The following is a 20,597-nucleotide window of genomic DNA, read 5'->3' as shown; positions in this document are numbered from 1 at the left end:
TATCTTAGCCATAGCTGCCCCGGTTTGCTGCGCCGCACATCGCGTGCGCCGAACCGGCCCCGGACGCCCACGCGTTCAATGTTAGGAGAAACCATGAACGACTATCCGTACAATTTCGGCCGCGGCGGTTCCGTCAGCACCGCCGAGGTTCGCAACCGCGTGCTGCGGAACACGTACTGGCTGCTCGCGCTGTCGATGGTGCCGACCGTGCTGGGCGCCTGGGTCGGCGTCGCGACGGGCTTCTCGCTGTTCGCGGCCACGAGCCCGATGATGAGCCTGCTCGCGTTCTTCGCGATCGCGTTCGGCTTCATGTTCGCGATCGAGCGGACCAAGAACAGCGCGGCCGGCGTGTTCGTGCTGCTCGGCTTCACGTTCTTCATGGGCCTGATGCTGTCGCGGCTGCTGAGCTTCATCCTCGGCTTCTCGAACGGCCCGTCGCTGATCATGCTCGCGTTCGGCGGCACCGGCATCATCTTCGCCACGATGGCGACGATCGCCACCGTCAGCAAGCGCGACTTTTCCGGGCTCGGCAAGTGGCTGTTCATGGGCGTGATCGTGATCCTGCTCGCGTCGGTCGCGAACATCTTCCTGCAACTGCCGGCGCTGATGCTCACCGTGTCGGTGCTCGCGATCGCGATCTTCTCGGCCTACATGCTGTTCGACGTCCAGCGCGTCGTGAACGGCGGCGAGACGAACTACATCTCGGCCACGCTCGCGATCTACCTCGACCTGTACAACGTGTTCACGAACCTGCTCGCGCTGCTCGGCATCTTCGGCGGCAACCGCAACTGACGTTCGGCACGCACCATGAAAAACCGGCCCGCGGGCCGGTTTTTTTACGTCCGCCGCCCGGCTCAGTCGCGCTCGAACAGCGCGATCGATTCGACGTGCGACGTATTCGGGAACATGTTCACGACCCCGGCGCCCTTCAGCCGATAGCCGGCTTCGTGCACGAGCAGCCCCGCATCGCGCGCGAGCGTCGACGGGTTGCACGACACGTAGACGATGCGCTTCGGCAGCGGACCTTCACCGCTCTGCGCGATCTCGGCCAGCGCCTTCGACACCGCGAGCGCGCCTTCGCGCGGCGGGTCGATCAGGAACTTGTCGAATGCGCCGAGCGCGCGCAGATCGTCGCCCGTCACCTCGAACAGGTTCCGGCACGCGAACGTCGTGTGGCCGTCGACACCGTTCTCGCGGGCGTTCGCGAGCGCACGCGTGGTCAGCGTGTCGCTGCCCTCGATGCCCATCACTTCGCGCGACAGCCGCGCGAGCGGCAGCGTGAAGTTGCCGATCCCGCAGAACAGGTCGAGCACGCGATCGTCGCGCGACGGCGCGAGCAGACGCAGCGCACGACCCACCAGCACACGGTTGATCTGGTGATTGACCTGCGTGAAGTCGGTCGGCTTGAACGGCATGCGGATGCCGAATTCCGGCAGCGTGTAATCGAGCGATACGTCGAGCGGGTAGAACGGCGTCACCGTGTCCGGCCCCTTCGGCTGCAGCCAGAACTGCACGTTGTGCTCGTCCGCGAACGCGCGCAGCAGCGCTTCGTCGTCCGCGTTGATCGGCTCCAGCACGCGCAGCACGAGCGCGGTGACGGCCGAGCCGACCGCGAGTTCGATCTGCGGCATCCGGTCGCGAATCGACAGCCCTTCGACGAGCCGGCGCAGCGGCACGAGCATCGCCGACACGTGCGGCGGCAGCACTTCGCAGCTCGTCATGTCGGCGACGTAGCTGCTCTTCTTCTCATGGAAGCCGACGAGCACGCCGCCTTTCTTCGCGACGTTGCGCACAGTCAGGCGCGCGCGGTAGCGATAGCCCCACGACGGGCCGTGGATCGGCGCGAACATCGTTTCCGCGCGCAGCTTCGCCAGGTGCCACAGATTGTCTTCCAGCACGCGTTGCTTGACCGCCACCTGCGCACGCATGTCGAGATGCTGCATCGAGCAGCCGCCGCAGGTGCCGAAGAATGCGCACTTCGGCTGCGTGCGCATCACGCTCGGGCGCAGAATGTCGACAACCGTCGCCTGCTCGTAGCTCGGCTTGCGGCGATAGCTCGAATAGGTCACGCGCTCGCCCGGCAGCGCGCCTTCGACGAAGATCACCTTGCCCGGCTGACCGTCCTCGGTCATCGTGCGGCCGACACCGCGCGCTTCCATGTCGAGCGATTCGATCTCGAGAACCGGGGCGGGCCCGGGCGCGACGGGCGCGTTTTTCGATTTGCGCGCAGAAGTGGGGACGGCTTCGGACACCAGCTTTTCCTGACAAACGTTGAAGAAGGCGAGATTGTAGACGACGAAGGCTCCCGTCGCGCGCTTTCGTCACGCAAGCGCCGATGCACGTGGCGCGATGCGTGGCGCGTGAGCGGCTGACAACCGCGCGCCCGTTGCGCGCCGACCTGCCGCGCGCAATGCGTGGCGCGGCCCCACCGCGGCACGGGTTCTGCTCGCAGCACCGAGCCAAGGAGACTCGACCATGCGATTGATCGACTGGAACATCCAATGGGGTCGGGATGCGGACGGCATCGTCGACCTCCCGCGCACGATCGCCGCCGCCCGGCAGTTGAGCGATTTCGACGTGCTGTGCGTGCAGGAAGTCACGCGCGGCTTCGACGCACTGCCCGGCCGGCCAGGGCCGGACCAGTTCGCCGAACTCGCGGCGCTGCTGCCTGGCTATACGATCGTCGACGCCATCGGCGCCGATCTGCCGGCCATCCGGCCGGGCGCACCGCGCCGCCAGTTCGGCAACGCGATCGCGACGCGGCTGCCGGTCGGGCGCGTGCTGCGCCAATCGCTGCCGTGGCCAGCCGACGCCGGCGCGCCGTCGATGCCGCGCGTCGCGCTCGATATCGAGTTGCGGGCGCCCCTCGGGTGGTTGCGCGTGGTCACCACGCATCTGGAGTATTACTCGGCGCGCCAGCGGCTGGCGCAGGTCGATGCGCTACGCGACCGGCATCGCGAAGCCTGCGCGCATGCTGACCATCCCGCTCCCGCCGAAACCGCCGACGGGCCGTTCAGCGCGACCGGACAACCGCGCGGTGCGATCGTCTGCGGCGATTTCAACAGTGCATTCGGCGCCGATGCGTACCGGCGCTTCCTGGAGCCGATTGCCAACGCACCGGGTTTCGTCGACGCGTGGGTCGCACGGCATCCCGGTCGTACGCCGCCGCCGACCGCTGGCGTCTACGACACTGTGCAATGGTCGGACGGCCCGCTCGCGTGCGACTTCGTGTTCGTGACCGACACGCTGTTGCCGCGCGTCATCCGCTGCGAGATCGACGGCGACGTACGCGCGTCCGATCACCAGCCGGTGCTGCTCGAACTCGGCTGATCGCGCCGGCTACGGCGCGGCCTGCCCGCACTACGCGTCGAAGCCGGCCAGGTATTCGGCCCAGTGCGGCGCCGGCTCCAGCGCGAGCGCGTTCTTCACGAGCAGGATCTCGTCCGCGTACTCGCTCGGCGTCAGGCCGCCGCGCATCAACTGGAACCGGCAATACAGCAGGTACGTATTGACGACGTCGGTTTCGCAATAGTTGCGGATTTCGTCGATCCGGCCGTCGCGGAACGCCGGCCATACCTGGCTGCCGTCCATCCCGAGCTTGCCCGGGAAACCGCACAGCTTCGCCAGCGCGTCGAGCGGCGCGTTCGCGCGCGCCTGATACATCGCGAGCACGTCCATCAGGTCGGTATGCCGCGAGTGATAGCGCGCGATGTAGTTGTTCCACTTGAATTCGCGGTCGTCCTCGCCGAGATCCCAGTAGCGGGTGGCGGGAATGCCATGCACGAGCGCGCGGTAATGGAGGACCGGCAGATCGAAACCGCCGCCGTTCCACGACACGAGCTGCGGCGTGTATTTCTCGATCACGCGGTAGAACGACTGGATCAACGTCGCTTCGTTGTCCTGCGGCGTCCCGAGCGAGCGCACGCGAAAACCGTTGTTGTCGCGAAACACGCACGAGATCGCCGCGATTCGCTGCAGATGATGCGGCAGGAAATCGCCGCCGGTCTTCTCGCGGCGTGCGGCAAACGCATGTTCGGCCACCGCCGCATCGTCGAGCGTCGCGGGCAGGTCTTCCAGACGGCGAATGCCGTCGACATCGGGAATCGTCTCGATGTCAAAAACAAGGATTGGGGTCATCGGTTACAGAACGGCGTCCTTGCGCACGCCGTTGGAGGCGAAGAACCGCTTGAGGCGCACCAGCGCCTCCTGCTGGATCTGCCGCACGCGCTCGCGCGTGAGCCCCATCTCGTCGGCGAGCTCCTCGAGCGTCGCCGGTTCGATGTGGTTCAGGCCGAAGCGGCGCTCGATCACATGCCGGTGCTTGTCGGACAGCCGCGACAGCCACGCGCGCGTCAGCGTTTCGAGCTCGCGGTGCTGCACTTCGGCGTCGGGCGACTGGCTCTGGTCGTCGGGCAGCAGGTCGAGCAGGCTGCTCGCGGGATCAAGATCGAGCGGCGCGTCGAGCGACGCCGTGTGTTCGTTGAGCGCGAGGATATCGGTGACTTCCTCGGCGGTCTTGCCGGTGAGATAGGCGATGTCGTCGATGCTGGCTTCGCGGCGCTCGGCCGCCTCGCCCGTCGACATCGAATTCTTTTCGAGATGGCGCTTCGCGCGCAGCACCTGGTTCAGTTCGCGGATCACGTGCACGGGCAGGCGCACCGTGCGGGCCTGGTTCATGATCGCCCGCTCGATGCTCTGCCGGATCCACCACGTCGCGTAGGTCGAGAAGCGGAAACCGCGCGTCGGGTCGAATTTCTCGATCGCGTGCATCAGGCCGAGATTGCCTTCCTCGATCAGGTCGAGCAGCGGCACGCCGCGGTTCAGGTACCCCTTCGCGATACTGACGACGAGACGCAGGTTGCGCTCGATCATCACCTGCCGCGCCTCGAATTCGCCGGCCTTCGCCAGACGAGAATAGCGCTGCTCTTCCTCGACCGTCAGCAGCGGCTTCACGCTGATGCGGTTCAGGTAATGCTGGATCGTGTCGGCCGTGAGCTCGGCCTGCAGCAGCGTGCGGAAATCGTCGACGTCGGGCGCGGCTTCCTGGCGGCCTTCGCGCTCGTCGTCGCCGCCGTCCGTGTCGGCGTCGCGCGTCTCGAGATCGCGTTCGTTTTCCGCGACATCGTCCTCGTCGTCCGTCGAAGCACCTACTCGCCCCACCGATGCTTGCGTGGCACGACTGATCTTCTCAGACTCGGCTTGCGGCTCGTGGCGCTTCGATTTCGGCATGGTCGTCTCGGTTATTGAGGCGGCAAATACTTCAGCGGATCGACAGGCTTACCCTGCCGGCGAACCTCGAAATGCAGCATCACGCGGTCGGCATCGCTGTTACCCATCTCGGCGATCTTCTGCCCCTTCGTTACCGCGTCCCCCTCTTTTACCATCAAAGCGCGATTGTGTGCATACGCCGTGAGGTAAGTTGCATCGTGTTTGATGATAATGAGGTTGCCGTAGCCACGCAGACCGTTGCCGGAGTAAACGACGCGGCCGTCCGCCGCCGCCTTCACGGCCTCGCCGGCCGTCCCGCCGATATTGACACCCTTGTTCTTCGCATCGTCGAACCCGTTCAGCACGGGGCCGCGCGCGGGCCACGCGAACGTCACGGGGCCGCTCGGAGCAGCCGCCGTATCGCTCGACGCGGCTGCCGCGGCAGGCGCCGTCGCGCTCGACGACGACGTACCGGCAGCCGGCGTCGCGGGGCCGCTGCTGAGCGGCGCTGTCGCAACGGCGGCGCCTCCGATCGGCGCGGCGACCTGCGTACCCGCGACCGCGGCACCGGCCTGCGGCGACACGCGCAGCAGTTGGTCGACTTCGATCTGATTCGGGTTCGCCAGATTGTTCCACGCCGCAATGTCGCGATAGTTCTGCCCGTTTTCGAGTGCGATCCGGTACAGCGTGTCGCCCGGCTTCACCCGGTAGTAACCCGGCGGCGCCGGCGGAAGCGGCGCCGCGGGCTGCGCGGCGGCGGTCGTACCGAGCGACCCGGAGCGGTCGACGACGGGCGCGTTGTCGAGCCGCGTCGCACAGGCGGCCAGTAGCGTAGAGAACGCAGCCACACAGATCGCGCGCTGGGCGAGCGTGAGCGGTTCCCTGGATCGGTTGTTTTGCATCGCGCGCAACATACTCATCGGTTTCAAATCACTCCGGATTTTAAAGGGACAAAGAAAACGCGATCAAGCCGGGACTCTCGCCATTGCGCGTGCGCGACGCGCTCGACGAGCGTGAGCACCTGGTGCTGTCCGCTCTGCGCGCCGACCGGCGCGACGAGCCGCCCGCCGATCGCGAGCTGCTCGAGCAGCGCCTGCGGCACGTCGAGCCCGGCCGCCGCGATCACGATCGCGTCGAACGGGGCCGCGGACGGCAGGCCGACACGCCCGTCGCCGTAATGCAGACGGATGTTCGGCACGCGCAGCGGCCGCAGGTTCAGCTTCGCGCGCTCGTAGAGCGGCTTGATGCGTTCAATCGAATACACGTCGCGTGCCACGTGGCTCAGCACGGCGGCCTGATAGCCGCAACCCGTGCCGATCTCGAGCACGCGCTCGAGCGTGCGGCCGGCCATCGCGAGCTCGATCATGCGCGCGACGACCGACGGCTTTGAAATGGTCTGCTGGTGGCCGATCGGCAACGCCGAATCCTCGTAGGCCTGCGTCGCGAGCCCGGGATCCACGAACAGGTGGCGCGGCACCGCGGCCATCGCGTCCAGCACGCGCGCATCGGTCACGCCGTTCGCGCGCAGCCGTTCGACCATCCGCTCGCGCACACGTTCCGACGTGAGCGCGAACGCGCCGGCCGGCGCGATGCTCGGCGCAGCCGGCTTCGGCAGCGCGGGTTTCAGCGCGGTCGGCTTCGGTGCGGTCGCCGGCTTCGCGGCGGCGATACCCGGCAGCGGCGCCCGCGCGGCGGCCGGCTTCACCGCAACCGGTTTCAGTACGGCTGCGGGTTTGTCGGCGGCCTTAGGCACCGCACCCGCCGCTTGGCGTTCGCCGGGCCGACCTTCCGATTTGCGTGGCGCTCGTTTGAGATCTTCGAGCGCGAGCGGGAACCGCTTCGCGCGCTCGCCGCTCATGAAGCCCGCCCTCCGGCGCGCGCCCATTCGCGCGTCGCGGGCAGCATCTGCGTATGCGTGAGATCGAGCTGCAGCGGCGTGATCGATACGAAACCGTTTGCGACGGCGTGAAAATCGGTGCCTTCGCTGGCGTCCAGCGCGTCGCCCGCGGCGCCGATCCAGTAGATCGGCTCGCCGCGCGGGTCGGTCTGGCGAATCACCGGCTGCGACGGATGACGCTTGCCGAGGCGCGTGACCTGCCAGCCCTTCAGTTGGTCGTACGGCAGGTTCGGAATATTGACGTTCAGCAACGGGTTGCCCGGCAGCGGATGCGCGAGGTAGTGCTCGACGATTTCCGCGGCGACGCGCGCGGCGTCGGCCAGATGGGCCCAGCCCTTGTCGACCAGCGAGAACGCGATGGCCGGCACGCCGAACATGATGCCTTCGGTGGCGGCCGCAACTGTCCCCGAATAGAGCGTGTCTTCGCCCATGTTCTGGCCATTGTTGATGCCGGACACGACGATGTCCGGCCGCGCGTCGGCCATCCCCGTCAGCGCGACGTGCACCGAATCAGTCGGCGTGCCGTTCACGTAGAAGAAACCCGTACCCGCTGCGCGCTGCACCGACAGCGGCCGCGACAACGTGAGGGAATTCGACGCGCCGCTGCAGTTCTGCTCGGGCGCGATCACCGTAAGCTCGGCCAGCGGCTGCAGCGCTTCGCTGAGCGCGGCGAGACCGGGGGCGAGATAGCCGTCGTCGTTGCTGAGTAGGATTCGCATCCGGCGATTGTAACCGAGGAAAGATGGCGCGAGAGCGACAGTCCGGCCGCCGTGGACGGGCGGGTATACGCATGGGCACGCGATGCGCCGCCGCACTGCGCGGCGGCGTTCCGCGCGTTGGGGAAAACACCGGGCCGCCGGGTTTTCCGCCCGCCGAAAATCTCGTCGGGGAACCCTTCGTCGAGCGGCCCGGCGCAAAGCGCTACGCCGGCTGCGCTCAGATCGCGCCCGCCTCGCGCAGCGCGGCAATCGCGTGCGCGTCGTAGCCGAGGCCGCGCAGCACCTCGTCGGTATGCTCGCCCAGCTCGGGACCGAGCCAGCGCGTTTCGCCCGGCGTGTCCGACAGCTTCGGCGTGATGTTCGGCAGCGGAATGTCCGTACCGTCGGCCAGCTTGAAACGCTGGATCATCTGGCGCGCGACGAACTGCGGATCGGTGAACATGTCGGCCGCGCTGTAGATGCGCCCGGCCGGCACGTCGGCCGCATTGAGCACGACGAGCGCCTCGTCGATCGTGCGCGGCGCGAGCCACGCGGCGATCGCGTCGTCGATTTCCTGCGTGCGCGGCACCCGCCCGTCGTTTTGCGCGAGCGCGGGATCGTCGGCGAGGTCGTCGCGCTCGATCGCCTTCATCAGCCGCTTGAAGATCGGATCGCTGTTGCCGCCGATCACGATGCTGCCGTCGCGGCACGCGTACGTATTCGACGGCACGATGCCCGGCAGCGACGCGCCGGTGCGCTCGCGCACCATCCCGTACACGCCGTACTCGGGCACCACGCTTTCCATCATGTTGAAGACGGCTTCATAGAGTGCAACGTCGACCACCTGCCCCGCGCCGCCGTTGACCTTGCGGTGATGGAGCGCCATCAGCGCGCCGATCACGCCGTGCAGCGCGGCGATCGAATCGCCGATCGAGATCCCGATGCGCGGCGGCGGCAGATCCGGATAGCCGGTGATGTGGCGCAGCCCGCCCATCGATTCGGCTATCGCGCCGAAGCCGGGGCGGTCGCGGTACGGGCCCGTCTGCCCATAGCCGGACAGGCGCACCATCACGAGGCCCGGATTGTCGGCCGACAGCACGTCGTAGCCGAGCCCGAGCTTTTCGAGCAGGCCCGGACGGAAATTCTCGATCACGATGTCGGCCTCGCTCGCGAGCTGCCGCGCGATCGCCTTGCCGGCGTCGGCTTTCAGATTGAGCGTGACCGATTTCTTGTTGCGCGCCTGCACCGACCACCACAGCGACGTGCCGCCCTGCTCCGGATGGAGCTTGCGCCACTTGCGCAGCGGGTCGCCGCCGTTCGGATCCTCGATCTTGATCACTTCCGCGCCGAATTCGGCGAACAGCCGCGACGCGAACGGTCCCGCGATCAGCGTTCCGAATTCGAGCACTTTGACGCCCGCGAGCGGGCCCTGGCTGGTGCTCATGTGTCTCCTAGGGTCTGTTTACATATGGCACAGCATGCGTTGCCACAAGAAACGGCGCCGCCGGCAGGCGGCGCCCGGCTTACATCGTGCGGCGGTCGAGCATCGCGCGGGCGATGGTGCCCGCGTCGACGTACTCGAGCTCGCCGCCCACCGGCACGCCGCGCGCAAGGCGCGTGACGGCCAGCCCGCGCGCCTTGAGCGTCTGGCCGAGGTAGTGGGCGGTGGCTTCGCCTTCGTTCGTGAAGTTGGTCGCGAGCACGACTTCCTTGACGACGCCGTCGGATGCGCGCCGCACGAGGCGGTCGAAATGGATTTCCTTCGGGCCGATTCCGTCGAGCGGGCTCAGTCGCCCCATCAGCACGAAATACAGCCCGCGGTAGGTCATCGTCTGCTCGAGCATGATCTGGTCGGCAGGCGTCTCGACGACGCACAGCAGCGTCGGATCACGCTCCTCGTCGCTGCAGACCTCGCAGATCTGCGCTTCGGTGAACGTGTTGCACTTCTCGCAGTGCTGCAGGTGCTCGGTTGCGAACAGCAGTGACCGGCCGAGCCGCTCCGCGCCCTCGCGGTCGTGCTGCATCAGGTGAACCGCCATGCGCTGCGCGGATTTCGGCCCGACGCCGGGCAGCACGCGCAACGCTTCGACGAGAGCGGACAAGGCGGACGGCTGTTTCATACGGCGGCAAACGGTGGCAAGGACGCGGCGCTCAGAACGGCAGCTTGAAGCCCGGGGGCAGCGGCAGGCCCGACGTCATGCCGCTCATCTTTTCCTGCGACGTGGCTTCGGCCTTGCGCACCGCGTCGTTGAACGCAGCGGCGACGAGATCCTCGAGCATGTCCTTGTCGTCCGCGAGCAGGCTCGGGTCGATCGACACGCGGCGCACTTCGTTGCGGCACGTCATCGTCACCTTGACGAGGCCGGCGCCCGACTGCCCTTCGACCTCGATCAGCGCAAGCTGCTCCTGCATCTTCTTCATGTTTTCCTGCATTTGCTGCGCTTGCTTCATCAGTCCGGCGAGGTTGCCTTTCAACATGGGAATACTCCTTCTTGATCGTGTGAAAACCGGCACGCGGCGCGTGCCGGCCAATGTGTGCGGGGCGTGATTGTGCCTGTCGCGGGGCGGTCAGTTCAATGCAGCGTAGGCGGCGCGCCGTCCGGCGCCGAATCGGCGAGCGGGCGCACCGAGCCCTCGACGATGCGCGCACCGAAGTCGCGCACGAGCTGCTGGACGAACGGATCGCCGTGAATCTCCTGCTCGGCTTCGCGCTGGCGTGCCGCGCGCGCGGCCGCATCGAGCGCCGCCGCGGTGCGCCGGGCGGGCCCGACCTCGACGCTCACCTCGACCGGCTTGCCGAGCGCATCGGCCAGTGCGGCCTTCAGCTTCGCCACCTGCGCGGCGTCCGCATACTGCGGCACCGGCACCGACAATTTCAATGCGCTCGCATCGACGGCCGTCAGTTCGCTGTTGAACGCAAGCTGGTACGCGACGCCCTTCAGCGGCAGCCGCGCGGCGAGCGCCGGCCATTCGCCGTCGAAGCCGATCGCATCGAGCGCGATCGCCGGCGGCAACGGGCGCGTGTCGATCGGCGCGGCCGGACGGGCTTCCGCCGGCTTCGGCGTCACGCGCACATCGTCGGGACCGCTGTCGAACACCGGCACGAAGCCGTCGTCGGAACCGCCGAACATCTCGTCGGCGCTGAGCGGTACGTAGTCGTCCGGCGGGATGTCTTCCCACGGCGGCGACGGCTGGCGCGAATCGGCTGCTTGCGGCGCACGCGCAGCGGCACGCGGCGTCGGCACCTGAACGGCGGGACGCGGCGCGGCCGGTTTTTCGGCGGCCGGCTGGGCCGCCGCCGGCTTCGCTGCCGCGCCTGCGCGCCCGCGGTCCGACGACACGCGCATCCCTGCATTGCGCAGCACGTCGAGCGCGGCGGCGGCACCGCCCGCGCGCGCCGCCGGACGGGCGGCGGCCGGCTCGGGCGACGCGGCGCGCGGCGCCGATGCGGGCTGCGGCACCGGTTCGTCGTTTCGCTGCGCGGCGGCAACGGCAGGCGGCTCGGGTTCCTTGCGGGCGGGAGGCGGCGCGTCGCCGGCGGGCGCAGCCTTCTCCTCCGGCTGCGGCGGCTCGATCGCTTGAACGTCGGCCGCGACCGGTGCCGGAGCTGCCTTTTCGGGCGCCGAAACGGGTGCTTCCGCCGGCGCCGAAACGACCGCCGGCTTGGCGACCGGCCGGGCGGCTTCGTCACTGGACTGCGCCGGCGCCGAACGCGCGACCGGCGCAACAGGCGCAGCCGGCGCCGCGGCTTGCGGCCGTGCTGCGGCAGCTACCGGCTTCGCCGCAGCAGCGCGCGGAGCCGGCACCGCACGCGGCGGCACGGACGGCTGACCGGCCGGCGCACTGCCGGCGCCAGCGGCCGGCTCGAACGCGAGCATCCGCAGCAGCGTCATCGTGAAGCCGGCGTATTCGTCCGGCGCCAGGCCGAGCTCGGCGCGCCCGACCGTCGCGATCTGATAGAACAATTGCACCTGCTCGGGGCTCAGCGTCTCCGCGAAACGGCGCAGGTCGGCCGCTTCCGGCCATTCGTCGAGCACCGAGCCCGGCGCGAACTGCGCCCACGCGACCCGGTGCAGCAGGCTCGCGAGATCCTGCAGCGCGGTCGAGAACGACAGGCTGCGCAGCGACATCTCGTCGGCAATCGCGAGGATTTCCGGGCCGTTGCCGGCCGCGAGCGCGTCGAGCAGGCGCACCATGTAAGTCTGGTCGAGCGCGCCAAGCATGCCCGACACCGCCGACTCGGTCACCTCGTTCGCCGAATAGGCGATCGCCTGGTCGGTCAGCGACAGCGCGTCGCGCATGCTGCCCTGCGCGGCGCGCGCGAGCAGGCGCAGCGCCTGCGGCTCGAACGTGATCTGCTCTTCGCCGAGGATCCGCTCGAGATGCGACACGATGTGCCCGGCCGGCATCTGCTTCAGGTTGAACTGCAGGCAGCGCGACAGCACGGTGACGGGGATTTTCTGCGGATCGGTCGTCGCGAGGATGAACTTGACGTGCGGCGGCGGCTCTTCGAGCGTCTTCAGCATCGCGTTGAACGCGTGGTTCGTCAGCATGTGCACTTCGTCGATCATGTAGACCTTGAAGCGCGCATCGACGGGCGCGTACACCGCGCGCTCGAGCAGCGCGGCCATCTCGTCGACGCCGCGGTTGCTCGCCGCGTCCATCTCGACGTAATCGACGAAACGGCCCTCGTCGATCTCGCGACAGGCGCGACACACGCCGCACGGCTGCGACGTGACGCCGGTTTCACAGTTGAGCGCCTTCGCGAAGATCCGCGACAGCGTCGTCTTGCCGACACCGCGGGTTCCGGTAAACAGATAGGCGTGATGGAGACGCCCGCCGTCGAGCGCGTGCGTGAGCGCCCTGACGACGTGCTCCTGGCCGACGAGCGAAGCGAAATCCTTCGGACGCCACTTGCGTGCGAGAACTTGATAGGTCATCGGGAAATTGTATCAGTAACGCTGCGTCGCGCCGACACGCGAAACGGTGCGGAACACGGGCAAGGCGCAGGTCGAACGGAGTGTGGCGCAGAAATAAAAAACGCCCTGCGAACGGGGCGAGAAGGAAGGTGACGAGCCCAACCCTCGGCACTGGCGGAAAACGATTGTGGCTGCTTCGTTCCCGACCTGACCAGGTTCACCGCCCCACCATGCGAGGAGGCCCGTCACGGCATATTCTATCACCGCTTCCGGACGAATGCGACCGTTTGTTCGCATCAATGCGAATCTCGCCGGGCAAACCGGCGCATCACTCATTCAGACACGTTGCATGCGGCCGCCCCTTGTAATCGGCGAACCGGCCTCCACCTGCGTGACACAACGGTCGAACGTCGCGTCGTACCCCTACTCGCGTAGCGGCTACTATCGCCGCCCGCAGCAGATAGCAATTTAGGCTAATATGACGCCCGAACGACCCGCGAGCCGCGGCATGCAGCGCTTACGTCCCTCCTTCCCGGAAGGCGGAGTGCCCTGCCGCAGCGGCCGGCAGCCTGCGGCGGCCGGTACGCTGCAACGCGCAAGCAGGCAGTCCCCGAACCGTAAGAGGTATTGACCCAATGAGCGAACAGATCAAACACATCAGCGACGCATCGTTCGAACAGGACGTCGTCAAGTCCGACAAGCCCGTGCTCGTCGATTTCTGGGCCGAATGGTGCGGCCCGTGCAAGATGATCGCCCCGATCCTCGACGAAGTCGCGAAGGACTACGGCGACAAGCTGCAGATCGCGAAAATCAACGTCGACGACAACCAGGCCACGCCCGCGAAGTTCGGCGTGCGCGGCATCCCGACGCTGATCCTGTTCAAGAACGGCGCGGCCGCCGCACAGAAGGTCGGCGCGCTGTCGAAGTCGCAGCTCACCGCGTTCCTGGACAGCCACCTGTAATACCGGCAGTTCCGCGGACGTGTTGTCAGTCGGCAACACGTCCGTTGTCAAGCCGCCGATCGCTCGCTCAAGCGCGAATCGGGCTATGCTAGAATTAAAAAACGTCGACAAGACGCATTTAAGTCTCTGAGCGCTTCCGCTCGCCCTCCTCCCTTATTTTCTTTCGTCGCATCTCCTCCCTGGCGGGTTCTCCGTATGCATTTATCCGAGCTCAAGTCTCTGCACGTCTCCGAACTGATCGAAATGGCCAATGGCCTGGAGATCGAAAACGCGAACCGCCTGCGCAAGCAGGAGCTGATGTTCGCCATTCTCAAAAAGCGCGCCAAGACGGGAGAGACGATCTTCGGCGACGGCACGCTCGAAGTGCTGCCGGACGGCTTCGGCTTCCTGCGCTCGCCGGAAATGTCGTACCTCGCGAGCACCGACGACATTTATATCAGCCCGTCGCAGATCCGCCGCTTCAACCTGCACACCGGCGACACCATCGAAGGTGAAGTCCGCACGCCGAAGGACGGCGAGCGCTACTTCGCGCTGGTGAAGGTCGACAAAGTCAACGGGCAGCCGCCCGAGGCCTCGAAACACAAGATCATGTTCGAGAACCTCACGCCGCTGCACCCGAACAAGCCGCTGTCGCTCGAACGCGAAATGCGCGGCGAGGAAAACGTCACGGGCCGCATCATCGACATGATCGCGCCGATCGGCAAGGGCCAGCGCGGCCTGCTCGTCGCGTCGCCGAAGTCAGGCAAGACCGTGATGCTCCAGCACATCGCGCACGCGATCAAGCAGAACCACCCGGACGTGATCCTGTTCGTGCTGCTGATCGACGAGCGTCCGGAAGAAGTGACCGAAATGCAGCGCTCGGTCGCCGGCGAAGTGATCGCGTCGACGTTCGACGAACCGGCCACGCGCCACGTCCAGGTCGCCGAAATGGTGATCGAGAAGGCGAAGCGCCTCGTCGAAATGAAGCACGACGTCGTGATTCTGCTCGACTCGATCACGCGTCTCGCGCGTGCGTACAACACCGTGATCCCGGCGTCGGGCAAGGTGCTGACGGGCGGTGTCGACGCGAACGCGCTGCAGCGTCCGAAGCGCTTCTTCGGCGCGGCGCGCAACATCGAGGAAGGCGGCTCGCTGACGATCATCGGCACCGCGCTGATCGAAACCGGCAGCCGCATGGACGACGTGATCTACGAAGAGTTCAAGGGCACCGGCAACATGGAAGTGCACCTCGAGCGCCGTCTCGCGGAAAAGCGCGTGTACCCGTCGATCAACCTGAACAAATCGGGCACGCGTCGCGAGGAAATGCTGATCAAGCCCGAGATCCTTCAGAAGATCTGGGTGCTGCGCAAGTTCATCCACGACATGGACGAAGTCGAGGCGATGGAATTCCTGCTCGACAAGATCCGCCAGACGAAGAGCAATTCCGAGTTCTTCGACCTGATGCGCCGCGGCGGCTGATCGCCGTCCCGCTCCGCAACACGGCCGCCCGCGCATCCTGCCCGGCGGCCGTTTTTCGATCCCAACCTGAACGTGAACGTACAGGTTGATCTATAATCGCGTCATTGTCCCGCCGAATTCCCCACCTCCGATGCCGAACGACGCCGCCACCCCGCTATTGACCGTCGGCGACGCCGCGTCGCGGCTCGGGGTGACGCCACGCACGCTCAAATACTACGAAGAGCGCGGGCTCGTCACGCCATCGCGCAGCGAAGGCCGCTACCGCCTCTACGACGAAGCCGACCTCGAGCGCTTCGCGCGAATCCTGCGGCTGCGCGCGCTCGGCTTCTCGCTGCACGGCATCACCGAAATGCTCAAGCGCCCGCTGGAAGAAACCGGCGACGGCCGGCGCCGCTATTCGGATGCGTCGCTGCGCGACATCCGCGCCGGCCTCGCCGAGCAGATCGACACGCTCGATCGGCGGATCGCGGCCGTCCAGCGCGAGCTGAAGGAAGCCGTTTCGCTGCGCAAGGAACTGCAGCACGATATCGACTACGTCGAGCGGCGCCTCGCCGGCGAGAACGCCGATGCGCTGATCGCGCAGCGGCGGGCCGAGGCCGGCACGCGGCGCGCACGCAAGGATCACGAATGAACACGGTGCCGGGCCGGCCGCTGTGGAGCCGCGCGAACCTGCGCGCGGACCTGTTTCCATGGGCGCTCGCGCTCGTCACCGGCATCGACTACTTCGACAACGCCGTCTTCTCGTTCTTCGCGAGCTACATCGCGGGCGGCATCAACGCGTCGCCCGACGAACTCGTGTGGTCGTCGAGCGCCTACGCGGTCACGGCCGTGCTCGGCATCCTGCAGCAGCAATGGTGGGTCGACCGGCTCGGCCATCGCCGCTACGTCGCGGGCTGCATGCTGATGTTCTCGTTCGGCGCGATCGCGGCGGCACTGGCCGACACGTCGCTGACGCTGGCGTTCGCGCGCGGCTTCCAGGGCTATTTCATCGGCCCGATGATGGGCGCGTGCCGGATCCTGATCCAGATCAGCTTCAAGCCGCCGGCACGGCCGCCCGCGACGCGCGCGTTCCTGATCATGATCCTGCTCGGCAGCGCGCTCGCGCCGATCGTCGGCGGGCTGCTGGTCGCGCATTCGACGTGGCGCGCACTGTTCGCGTGCACGGCGCCGGCCGGCATCGCGTTCGCGATCCTCGCGTTGCTCACGCTGCCCGATTCGGGCCGCACGCCGGACGACGAACGCGGCTCCGGCCATTTCTGGCCGTACGTCGTGTTCGCACTCGCGCAAGGCGCGCTGCAGATCGTGCTGCAGCAGGTGCATTACCAGCTCTACAGCGGCTCGCCGATGCTGATCGTGCTGACGATCGCGGGGCTCGGCGCGCTCGCATGGTTCGCGTATCACCAATGGCATCATCCGACGCCGCTCGTGCGGCTGCATGCGTTTCGCGAGCGGACGTTCCAGGTCGGGCTGCTGCTCTACATGTTCTATTACTACGAGACGACGGGCTTCAGCTACCTGACGGCGCGGTTGCTCGAGGGCGGCCTCGGCTATCCGGTCGAGAATGCCGGGCGCCTGGTCGGCACGACGTCGCTGCTTTCGGCCACCGCGCTGTTCGCCTACCTGCGCTACGCGAAATTCGTCACGCACAAGAAGTGGTTCGTCGTACCGGGGTTCGCGATCGCCGTCACGGCCGCGCTATCGATGACGCGGATGACGCCGCAGGTCGGCGAAGCGGCGCTGGTCGTCCCGCTGCTGCTGCGCGGATTGTTGCTGCTGTTCATCGTGCTGCCGGTCGCGAACCTCACGTTCCGGATCTTCGCGATCGACGAATACTCGCATGGCTATCGGGTGAAGAACATCGTGCGGCAACTGACGATCTCGTTCGCGACGTCCTCGGTGATCATCGTCGAGCAGCACCGGCTGGCCATGCATCAGACGCGGCTCGTCGAGCGCGCGAACGTGTTCGATCCGCTGTTCCAGCAGACCGCCGACGCACTGACGCGCGGCTATGCGGCTGCGGGCCACGCGCTGAACGACGCGCATGGCCTCGCGATCGCGTCGATCGCGCGGATGGTCGCGCAACAGGCGTCGTTCCTCGCATCGCTCGACGGTTTTTACTTCCTCGCGGGCGTCGCGCTCGTCGGCGGCCTCTTCGCGGCATGGCAAAAACAGATCGATTGAGTTAAAAGACAGGCTTTGGATTTTCGTCCGAAGCCTCCATGCTCTCGAAACTGACCCGCTGGTTCGACGACCGCCGCCGCGACCGCGCGCTGCGCAGCCATCCGATTCCGGACGCGCTGTGGCAAGAAACCGTCGAGCGCCTGCCGTTCCTCGCCGCCCTGCCGCCCGACGCGCTCGGCCGGCTGCGCGAACTGACGAGCCTGTTCGTCGCGAAAAAATCGTTTTCGACCGCGCACGGGCTCGAGCTGACCGACGCGATGATCGTCGCGATCGCCGCGCAGGCCTGCCTGCCCGTGCTGAATCTCGACCTGTCGCTGTACGACGGCTGGGTCGGCGTCGTCGTGTATCCGGGCGAATTCTTGATCCGCAAGACCGTGCAGGACGAGGACGGCGTCGTCCACGAAGTCGAGCAGGACGCGAGCGGCGAGGCATGGGAAGGCGGCCCGGTGATCCTGTCGTGGGAAGACGCGCAGATGACGGACGGCCGCGACGCGTACAACGTCGTGATCCACGAGTTCGCGCACAAGATCGACATGGTCAACGGCGCGGCCGACGGCTATCCCCCCCTTTTTCGCCGCTGGCATGCGCCGCACCTGGACGCACAGGCGTGGGCCGACGTGTTCGAACCCGCCTACGACCGGTTCTGCGCGCGCGTCGACGCGGTGCCGGACCGCGCGTGGGCGCGCTTCGAGCGGGATTCGCTGATCGATCCCTATGCGGCCGATCACCCGTCGGAATTCTTCGCGGTGTGCAGCGAGGCGCTGTTCGTGCGGCCGAAGGCGTTCGAGTCCGAATTTCCGGAGCTGTACCGGCTGCTCGCGCGCTACTATCGGCAGGATCCGGCCGGCACCGGCGCGCTCGATGCACCGTGAAAATTATTCGTCAACCGTCTGATTTTCTGGCATAATCGCCGTTTTTCGACCTTAGGCAAGTGGCTCGCGCCGGGCTTGGCGTCGTCTGGTGATACGCAAATGGGCGTACCCGGCACGGCAAGCGGCGGGTTGGCTACCGCTCTCACCAAGGAAAGACCATGAAAGAAGGCATCCACCCGAATTACCGCGAAGTCGTCTTCCAAGACATGTCGAACGGCTTCAAGTTCATCACGCGCTCGACGATCCAGACGCGCGAAAACATCGAACTCGACGGCAAGACCTACCCGCTCGCCAAGATCGAAGTGTCGTCGGAATCGCACTCGTTCTACACGGGTCAGCAAAAGATCATGGACACGGCAGGCCGTGTCGAGAAGTTCAAGAACAAGTTCGGCGCACGCGCCAACGGCAAGGCTGCAGCAAAGTAAGCCTTGCACCGATCCGGCGGCGGCAACGCACCGGTACCGCACGAAAGGGCAGCCCAGGCTGCCCTTTTTTGTCTCTGCTCGCCCGGAAGACACCGGCCGGCGCCCGGGAAACGACCTGACGCACAACAGCGGGCGCGACTACAATGCCGGATGCTCGAAACCGGCTCGGCCGCGCGCGATCGCGCCGGCTGCCCGCCCATAACAAATCGCTCATCTGCATGAAGCCTGTCGTCCGTCTCACCGCCTCCGCCACGCGTGCGCTGCCGCGCTGGCTGCTGCTCACGCTCTGCTTCGTCTACGCGGCGTTCGGCCTGTTCGGCCGCGACCCGTGGAAAAACGAGGACGCGGCGGGCTTCGGCGTGATGTGGACGATGGCCAAGGGCGGCTGGCACGACTGGCTGCTGCCGAACCTGGTCGGCAAGTTCATCACGACCGACGGGCCGCTCGGCTACTGGCTCGGCGCGCTGTCGATCCGCGGCCTCGGCCCGTGGGTCGACGCGAGCAACGCGTCGCGCGTCGATACCGGCGTGCTGTTCTGCGTCGCGTGCGCGTTCGTCTGGTACGCGGCCTACCTGCTCGGCCGGCGCGCCGAGGTTCAACCGTTCAAATACGCATTCGGCGGCGAACCCGAGCCGCGCGACTACGGCCGCACGCTCGCGGACGGCGCGCTGCTGGTGCTCGTCGCCTGCTTCGGTCTCGCGGAACGCGGGCACGAAACGACGCCGCAGCTCGCGCAGTTCGCGTGGATCGCGATGCTCGTGTACGGGATCGTGCGCGGCATCGACAAGCCGCTGCAGGGCGCACTGTGGTGGGGCCTCGCGATGGGCCTCGTCGCGCTGTCCGGCAATCCGGTGCTGGTCGTCGCGCTGCTCGCCGGCACGGCCGCGCTGTGGCTCGTCACGCCCGAGATGCGCAACCTGCGCCTGCCGCTGGTCGGCCTGCCGCTCGCGGCCGCGATCTCCGCGCTGTGGCCGCTCGCCGCGTACGTCGCGGCGCCCGACGACGCCGCGTGGTTCTTCAACCAGTGGATCCACGGCAGCCTGATGCGCTTTTCGGGCCCGCCGACGGCCGTGCTCGGCTATGCGGCGAAGAACCTGCCGCTGTTTACGTGGCCCGCGTGGCCGCTCGCGATCTGGGCGTGGTGGAGCTGGGCCGGCATGCGCCGCCGTGCGCACATCGCGATTCCGCTGTCGGTCGCCGTGCCGCTCGTCGCGCTCGTGATCCTGCAAAGCCAGCAGTCGAACCGTATGTACATGCTGCTGCTGCCGCCGCTCGCGGTGCTCGCGACGTTCGCGCTGCCGACCCTCAAGCGCGGCGCGATCAACGCGATCGACTGGTTCGCGGTGCTGAGCTTCACGATCCTCGGCACCTTCGTGTGGCTGGTGTGGCTCGCGTCGCTCACCGGCTTCCCGCATCCGCTCGCGCGCAACCTCGCGCGCCTCGTGCCCGGCTACGAGCCGCATTTCAAGATCCTGTCGTTCATCTGCGCGGTGATCGTCACCGTGTGCTGGTGCTTCATCGTGCGCTGGCGCGTGTCGCGACAGCCGAAGGTGCTGTGGCGCAGCGTCGTGCTGTCGGGCGCGGGCACCACGCTGATGTGGGTGCTGCTGATGACGCTGTGGCTGCCGATCGTCAACTACGGCCGGACCTATCGCGACGTCGCGCAACAGATCGCCGTGCACCTGCCGTCCGACTACGAGTGCATCTCGCCGGTGCGGCTCGGCGACGCGCAGATCGCGACCTTCGCATACTTCGGCAACATGCACTTCGATTTCTCCGGCGACTGCGACGTGATCCTGCGTCAGGACCGCGCGGACTTCGGCGAGCCGAGTTCGATGTCGCAATACGTGTGGCGTCTCGTCTGGGAAGGCCGCCGCGTCGCCGACCGCGACGAGCGCTTCCGCCTGTACGAGCGCATCGAACGGCCGAAGACGCCCGTCAAGCGACGTCCGCCGCGCCGCCAGGCGGCCGATTGAC

At 67.1% G+C, this 20,597-nt stretch carries 19 protein-coding genes and 1 other RNA gene; 9 read left to right on the top strand and 11 right to left on the bottom strand.

The annotated features are described in order from the left end of the window. Window positions 1-93 precede the first annotated feature (93 nt). Window positions 94-792: a Bax inhibitor-1/YccA family protein gene (locus tag J8I35_RS21840; protein ID WP_006484459.1), complete on the top strand. Its 699-nt coding sequence runs from the start codon at window positions 94-96 to the stop codon at window positions 790-792. A gap of 62 nt (window positions 793-854) precedes the next feature. Here J8I35_RS21840 and rlmD read toward each other — a convergent pair whose 3' ends face one another. Continuing rightward, window positions 855-2,159 carry a 23S rRNA (uracil(1939)-C(5))-methyltransferase RlmD gene (gene rlmD, locus J8I35_RS21835; RefSeq protein WP_245170362.1) on the bottom strand — a complete coding sequence of 435 codons (1,305 nt, stop codon included), beginning with the start codon at window positions 2,157-2,159 and terminating at the stop codon, window positions 855-857. A 316-nt stretch (window positions 2,160-2,475) separates the two neighbouring features. Between rlmD and J8I35_RS21830 the strand changes: the two genes are divergently transcribed. Beyond that, window positions 2,476-3,330: an endonuclease/exonuclease/phosphatase family protein gene (locus J8I35_RS21830; protein WP_209926882.1), complete on the top strand. Its 855-nt coding sequence runs from the start codon at window positions 2,476-2,478 to the stop codon at window positions 3,328-3,330. A 30-nt stretch (window positions 3,331-3,360) separates the two neighbouring features. Here J8I35_RS21830 and J8I35_RS21825 read toward each other — a convergent pair whose 3' ends face one another. From J8I35_RS21825 to ffs, 10 genes are all read right to left on the bottom strand, one after another. Continuing rightward, the gene (locus J8I35_RS21825; protein ID WP_050013198.1) at window positions 3,361-4,137 is read right to left on the bottom strand and encodes a 3'-5' exonuclease; all 777 of its coding nucleotides are present in this window, start codon (window positions 4,135-4,137) and stop codon (window positions 3,361-3,363) included. 3 nt (window positions 4,138-4,140) lie between these two features. Further along, the gene (gene rpoS, locus J8I35_RS21820) at window positions 4,141-5,229 is read right to left on the bottom strand and encodes an RNA polymerase sigma factor RpoS (protein WP_209926875.1); all 1,089 of its coding nucleotides are present in this window, start codon (window positions 5,227-5,229) and stop codon (window positions 4,141-4,143) included. 11 nt (window positions 5,230-5,240) lie between these two features. Beyond that, on the bottom strand, window positions 5,241-6,128 hold the full coding sequence (locus J8I35_RS21815) for a peptidoglycan DD-metalloendopeptidase family protein (protein WP_050013200.1): 888 nt from the start codon (window positions 6,126-6,128) through the stop codon (window positions 5,241-5,243). Window positions 6,129-6,133: 5 nt separating this feature from the next. After that, window positions 6,134-7,066 (bottom strand): protein-L-isoaspartate(D-aspartate) O-methyltransferase, encoded by a 933-nt coding sequence (locus J8I35_RS21810; RefSeq protein WP_050013201.1) that lies wholly within the window; start codon window positions 7,064-7,066, stop codon window positions 6,134-6,136. Continuing rightward, a complete protein-coding gene (surE, locus tag J8I35_RS21805; protein WP_050013202.1) occupies window positions 7,063-7,824 on the bottom strand; it encodes a 5'/3'-nucleotidase SurE in 762 nt (253 codons plus the stop codon). The genes J8I35_RS21810 and surE overlap by 4 nt, the downstream gene beginning before the upstream one ends. A 217-nt stretch (window positions 7,825-8,041) precedes the next feature. Further along, window positions 8,042-9,247 carry a CaiB/BaiF CoA-transferase family protein gene (locus tag J8I35_RS21800; protein ID WP_050013203.1) on the bottom strand — a complete coding sequence of 402 codons (1,206 nt, stop codon included), beginning with the start codon at window positions 9,245-9,247 and terminating at the stop codon, window positions 8,042-8,044. A 79-nt stretch (window positions 9,248-9,326) separates the two neighbouring features. Next, window positions 9,327-9,923 (bottom strand): recombination mediator RecR, encoded by a 597-nt coding sequence (gene recR, locus J8I35_RS21795; RefSeq protein WP_006478665.1) that lies wholly within the window; start codon window positions 9,921-9,923, stop codon window positions 9,327-9,329. A 31-nt stretch (window positions 9,924-9,954) separates the two neighbouring features. Then, window positions 9,955-10,281: a YbaB/EbfC family nucleoid-associated protein gene (locus J8I35_RS21790; protein WP_006482124.1), complete on the bottom strand. Its 327-nt coding sequence runs from the start codon at window positions 10,279-10,281 to the stop codon at window positions 9,955-9,957. A gap of 95 nt (window positions 10,282-10,376) precedes the next feature. Beyond that, a complete protein-coding gene (locus J8I35_RS21785) occupies window positions 10,377-12,743 on the bottom strand; it encodes a DNA polymerase III subunit gamma/tau (RefSeq protein WP_209926873.1) in 2,367 nt (788 codons plus the stop codon). A gap of 127 nt (window positions 12,744-12,870) precedes the next feature. After that, window positions 12,871-12,969, bottom strand: an RNA gene (gene ffs / locus J8I35_RS21780) — signal recognition particle sRNA small type. A 388-nt stretch (window positions 12,970-13,357) separates the two neighbouring features. Here ffs and trxA point away from each other — a divergent pair. The 7 genes from trxA to J8I35_RS21745 all read left to right on the top strand — a co-directional run bounded on the left by trxA (window position 13,358) and on the right by J8I35_RS21745 (window position 20,596). Further along, window positions 13,358-13,684: a thioredoxin TrxA gene (gene trxA / locus J8I35_RS21775; RefSeq protein ID WP_006402348.1), complete on the top strand. Its 327-nt coding sequence runs from the start codon at window positions 13,358-13,360 to the stop codon at window positions 13,682-13,684. A 195-nt stretch (window positions 13,685-13,879) separates the two neighbouring features. Further along, on the top strand, window positions 13,880-15,142 hold the full coding sequence (rho, locus tag J8I35_RS21770) for a transcription termination factor Rho (RefSeq protein WP_006478662.1): 1,263 nt from the start codon (window positions 13,880-13,882) through the stop codon (window positions 15,140-15,142). A gap of 130 nt (window positions 15,143-15,272) precedes the next feature. Further along, window positions 15,273-15,773, top strand: a complete 501-nt coding sequence (locus J8I35_RS21765) for a MerR family transcriptional regulator (RefSeq protein ID WP_209926872.1) — start codon at window positions 15,273-15,275, stop codon at window positions 15,771-15,773. Continuing rightward, window positions 15,770-17,323 carry an MFS transporter gene (locus J8I35_RS21760; protein WP_209926871.1) on the top strand — a complete coding sequence of 518 codons (1,554 nt, stop codon included), beginning with the start codon at window positions 15,770-15,772 and terminating at the stop codon, window positions 17,321-17,323. Before J8I35_RS21765 ends, J8I35_RS21760 begins: the two co-directional genes overlap by 4 nt. A gap of 38 nt (window positions 17,324-17,361) precedes the next feature. Then, window positions 17,362-18,195, top strand: a complete 834-nt coding sequence (locus tag J8I35_RS21755; RefSeq protein ID WP_209926869.1) for a M90 family metallopeptidase — start codon at window positions 17,362-17,364, stop codon at window positions 18,193-18,195. 158 nt (window positions 18,196-18,353) lie between these two features. Continuing rightward, window positions 18,354-18,620 (top strand): type B 50S ribosomal protein L31, encoded by a 267-nt coding sequence (locus J8I35_RS21750; protein ID WP_050013208.1) that lies wholly within the window; start codon window positions 18,354-18,356, stop codon window positions 18,618-18,620. 143 nt (window positions 18,621-18,763) lie between these two features. Beyond that, on the top strand, window positions 18,764-20,596 hold the full coding sequence (locus J8I35_RS21745) for a UDP phosphate-alpha-4-amino-4-deoxy-L-arabinose arabinosyl transferase (protein ID WP_089488498.1): 1,833 nt from the start codon (window positions 18,764-18,766) through the stop codon (window positions 20,594-20,596). Window position 20,597 lies beyond the last annotated feature (1 nt).

The sequence above is a fragment of the Burkholderia sp. CpTa8-5 genome, from assembly GCF_017815045.1.
GTDB lineage: Bacteria > Pseudomonadota > Gammaproteobacteria > Burkholderiales > Burkholderiaceae > Burkholderia > Burkholderia sola.
The sequence above is the reverse complement of the archived record's forward strand: the minus strand, read 5'-3'. Positions and strand labels throughout refer to the sequence as shown.

What these genes read in the sequence shown, in the direction of transcription:
- J8I35_RS21840 (WP_006484459.1), top strand. Translation starts at nt 94, where the DNA reads ATGAACGACTATCCGTACAATTTCGGCCGCGGCGGTTCCGTCAGCACC.
- rlmD (WP_245170362.1), bottom strand. Translation starts at nt 2,159, where the DNA reads ATGGAAGCGCGCGGTGTCGGCCGCACGATGACCGAGGACGGTCAGCCG.
- J8I35_RS21830 (WP_209926882.1), top strand. Translation starts at nt 2,476, where the DNA reads ATGCGATTGATCGACTGGAACATCCAATGGGGTCGGGATGCGGACGGC.
- J8I35_RS21825 (WP_050013198.1), bottom strand. Translation starts at nt 4,137, where the DNA reads ATGACCCCAATCCTTGTTTTTGACATCGAGACGATTCCCGATGTCGAC.
- rpoS (WP_209926875.1), bottom strand. Translation starts at nt 5,229, where the DNA reads ATGCCGAAATCGAAGCGCCACGAGCCGCAAGCCGAGTCTGAGAAGATC.
- J8I35_RS21815 (WP_050013200.1), bottom strand. Translation starts at nt 6,128, where the DNA reads ATGAGTATGTTGCGCGCGATGCAAAACAACCGATCCAGGGAACCGCTC.
- J8I35_RS21810 (WP_050013201.1), bottom strand. Translation starts at nt 7,066, where the DNA reads ATGAGCGGCGAGCGCGCGAAGCGGTTCCCGCTCGCGCTCGAAGATCTC.
- surE (WP_050013202.1), bottom strand. Translation starts at nt 7,824, where the DNA reads ATGCGAATCCTACTCAGCAACGACGACGGCTATCTCGCCCCCGGTCTC.
- J8I35_RS21800 (WP_050013203.1), bottom strand. Translation starts at nt 9,247, where the DNA reads ATGAGCACCAGCCAGGGCCCGCTCGCGGGCGTCAAAGTGCTCGAATTC.
- recR (WP_006478665.1), bottom strand. Translation starts at nt 9,923, where the DNA reads ATGAAACAGCCGTCCGCCTTGTCCGCTCTCGTCGAAGCGTTGCGCGTG.
- J8I35_RS21790 (WP_006482124.1), bottom strand. Translation starts at nt 10,281, where the DNA reads ATGTTGAAAGGCAACCTCGCCGGACTGATGAAGCAAGCGCAGCAAATG.
- J8I35_RS21785 (WP_209926873.1), bottom strand. Translation starts at nt 12,743, where the DNA reads ATGACCTATCAAGTTCTCGCACGCAAGTGGCGTCCGAAGGATTTCGCT.
- trxA (WP_006402348.1), top strand. Translation starts at nt 13,358, where the DNA reads ATGAGCGAACAGATCAAACACATCAGCGACGCATCGTTCGAACAGGAC.
- rho (WP_006478662.1), top strand. Translation starts at nt 13,880, where the DNA reads ATGCATTTATCCGAGCTCAAGTCTCTGCACGTCTCCGAACTGATCGAA.
- J8I35_RS21765 (WP_209926872.1), top strand. Translation starts at nt 15,273, where the DNA reads ATGCCGAACGACGCCGCCACCCCGCTATTGACCGTCGGCGACGCCGCG.
- J8I35_RS21760 (WP_209926871.1), top strand. Translation starts at nt 15,770, where the DNA reads ATGAACACGGTGCCGGGCCGGCCGCTGTGGAGCCGCGCGAACCTGCGC.
- J8I35_RS21755 (WP_209926869.1), top strand. Translation starts at nt 17,362, where the DNA reads ATGCTCTCGAAACTGACCCGCTGGTTCGACGACCGCCGCCGCGACCGC.
- J8I35_RS21750 (WP_050013208.1), top strand. Translation starts at nt 18,354, where the DNA reads ATGAAAGAAGGCATCCACCCGAATTACCGCGAAGTCGTCTTCCAAGAC.
- J8I35_RS21745 (WP_089488498.1), top strand. Translation starts at nt 18,764, where the DNA reads ATGCCGGATGCTCGAAACCGGCTCGGCCGCGCGCGATCGCGCCGGCTG.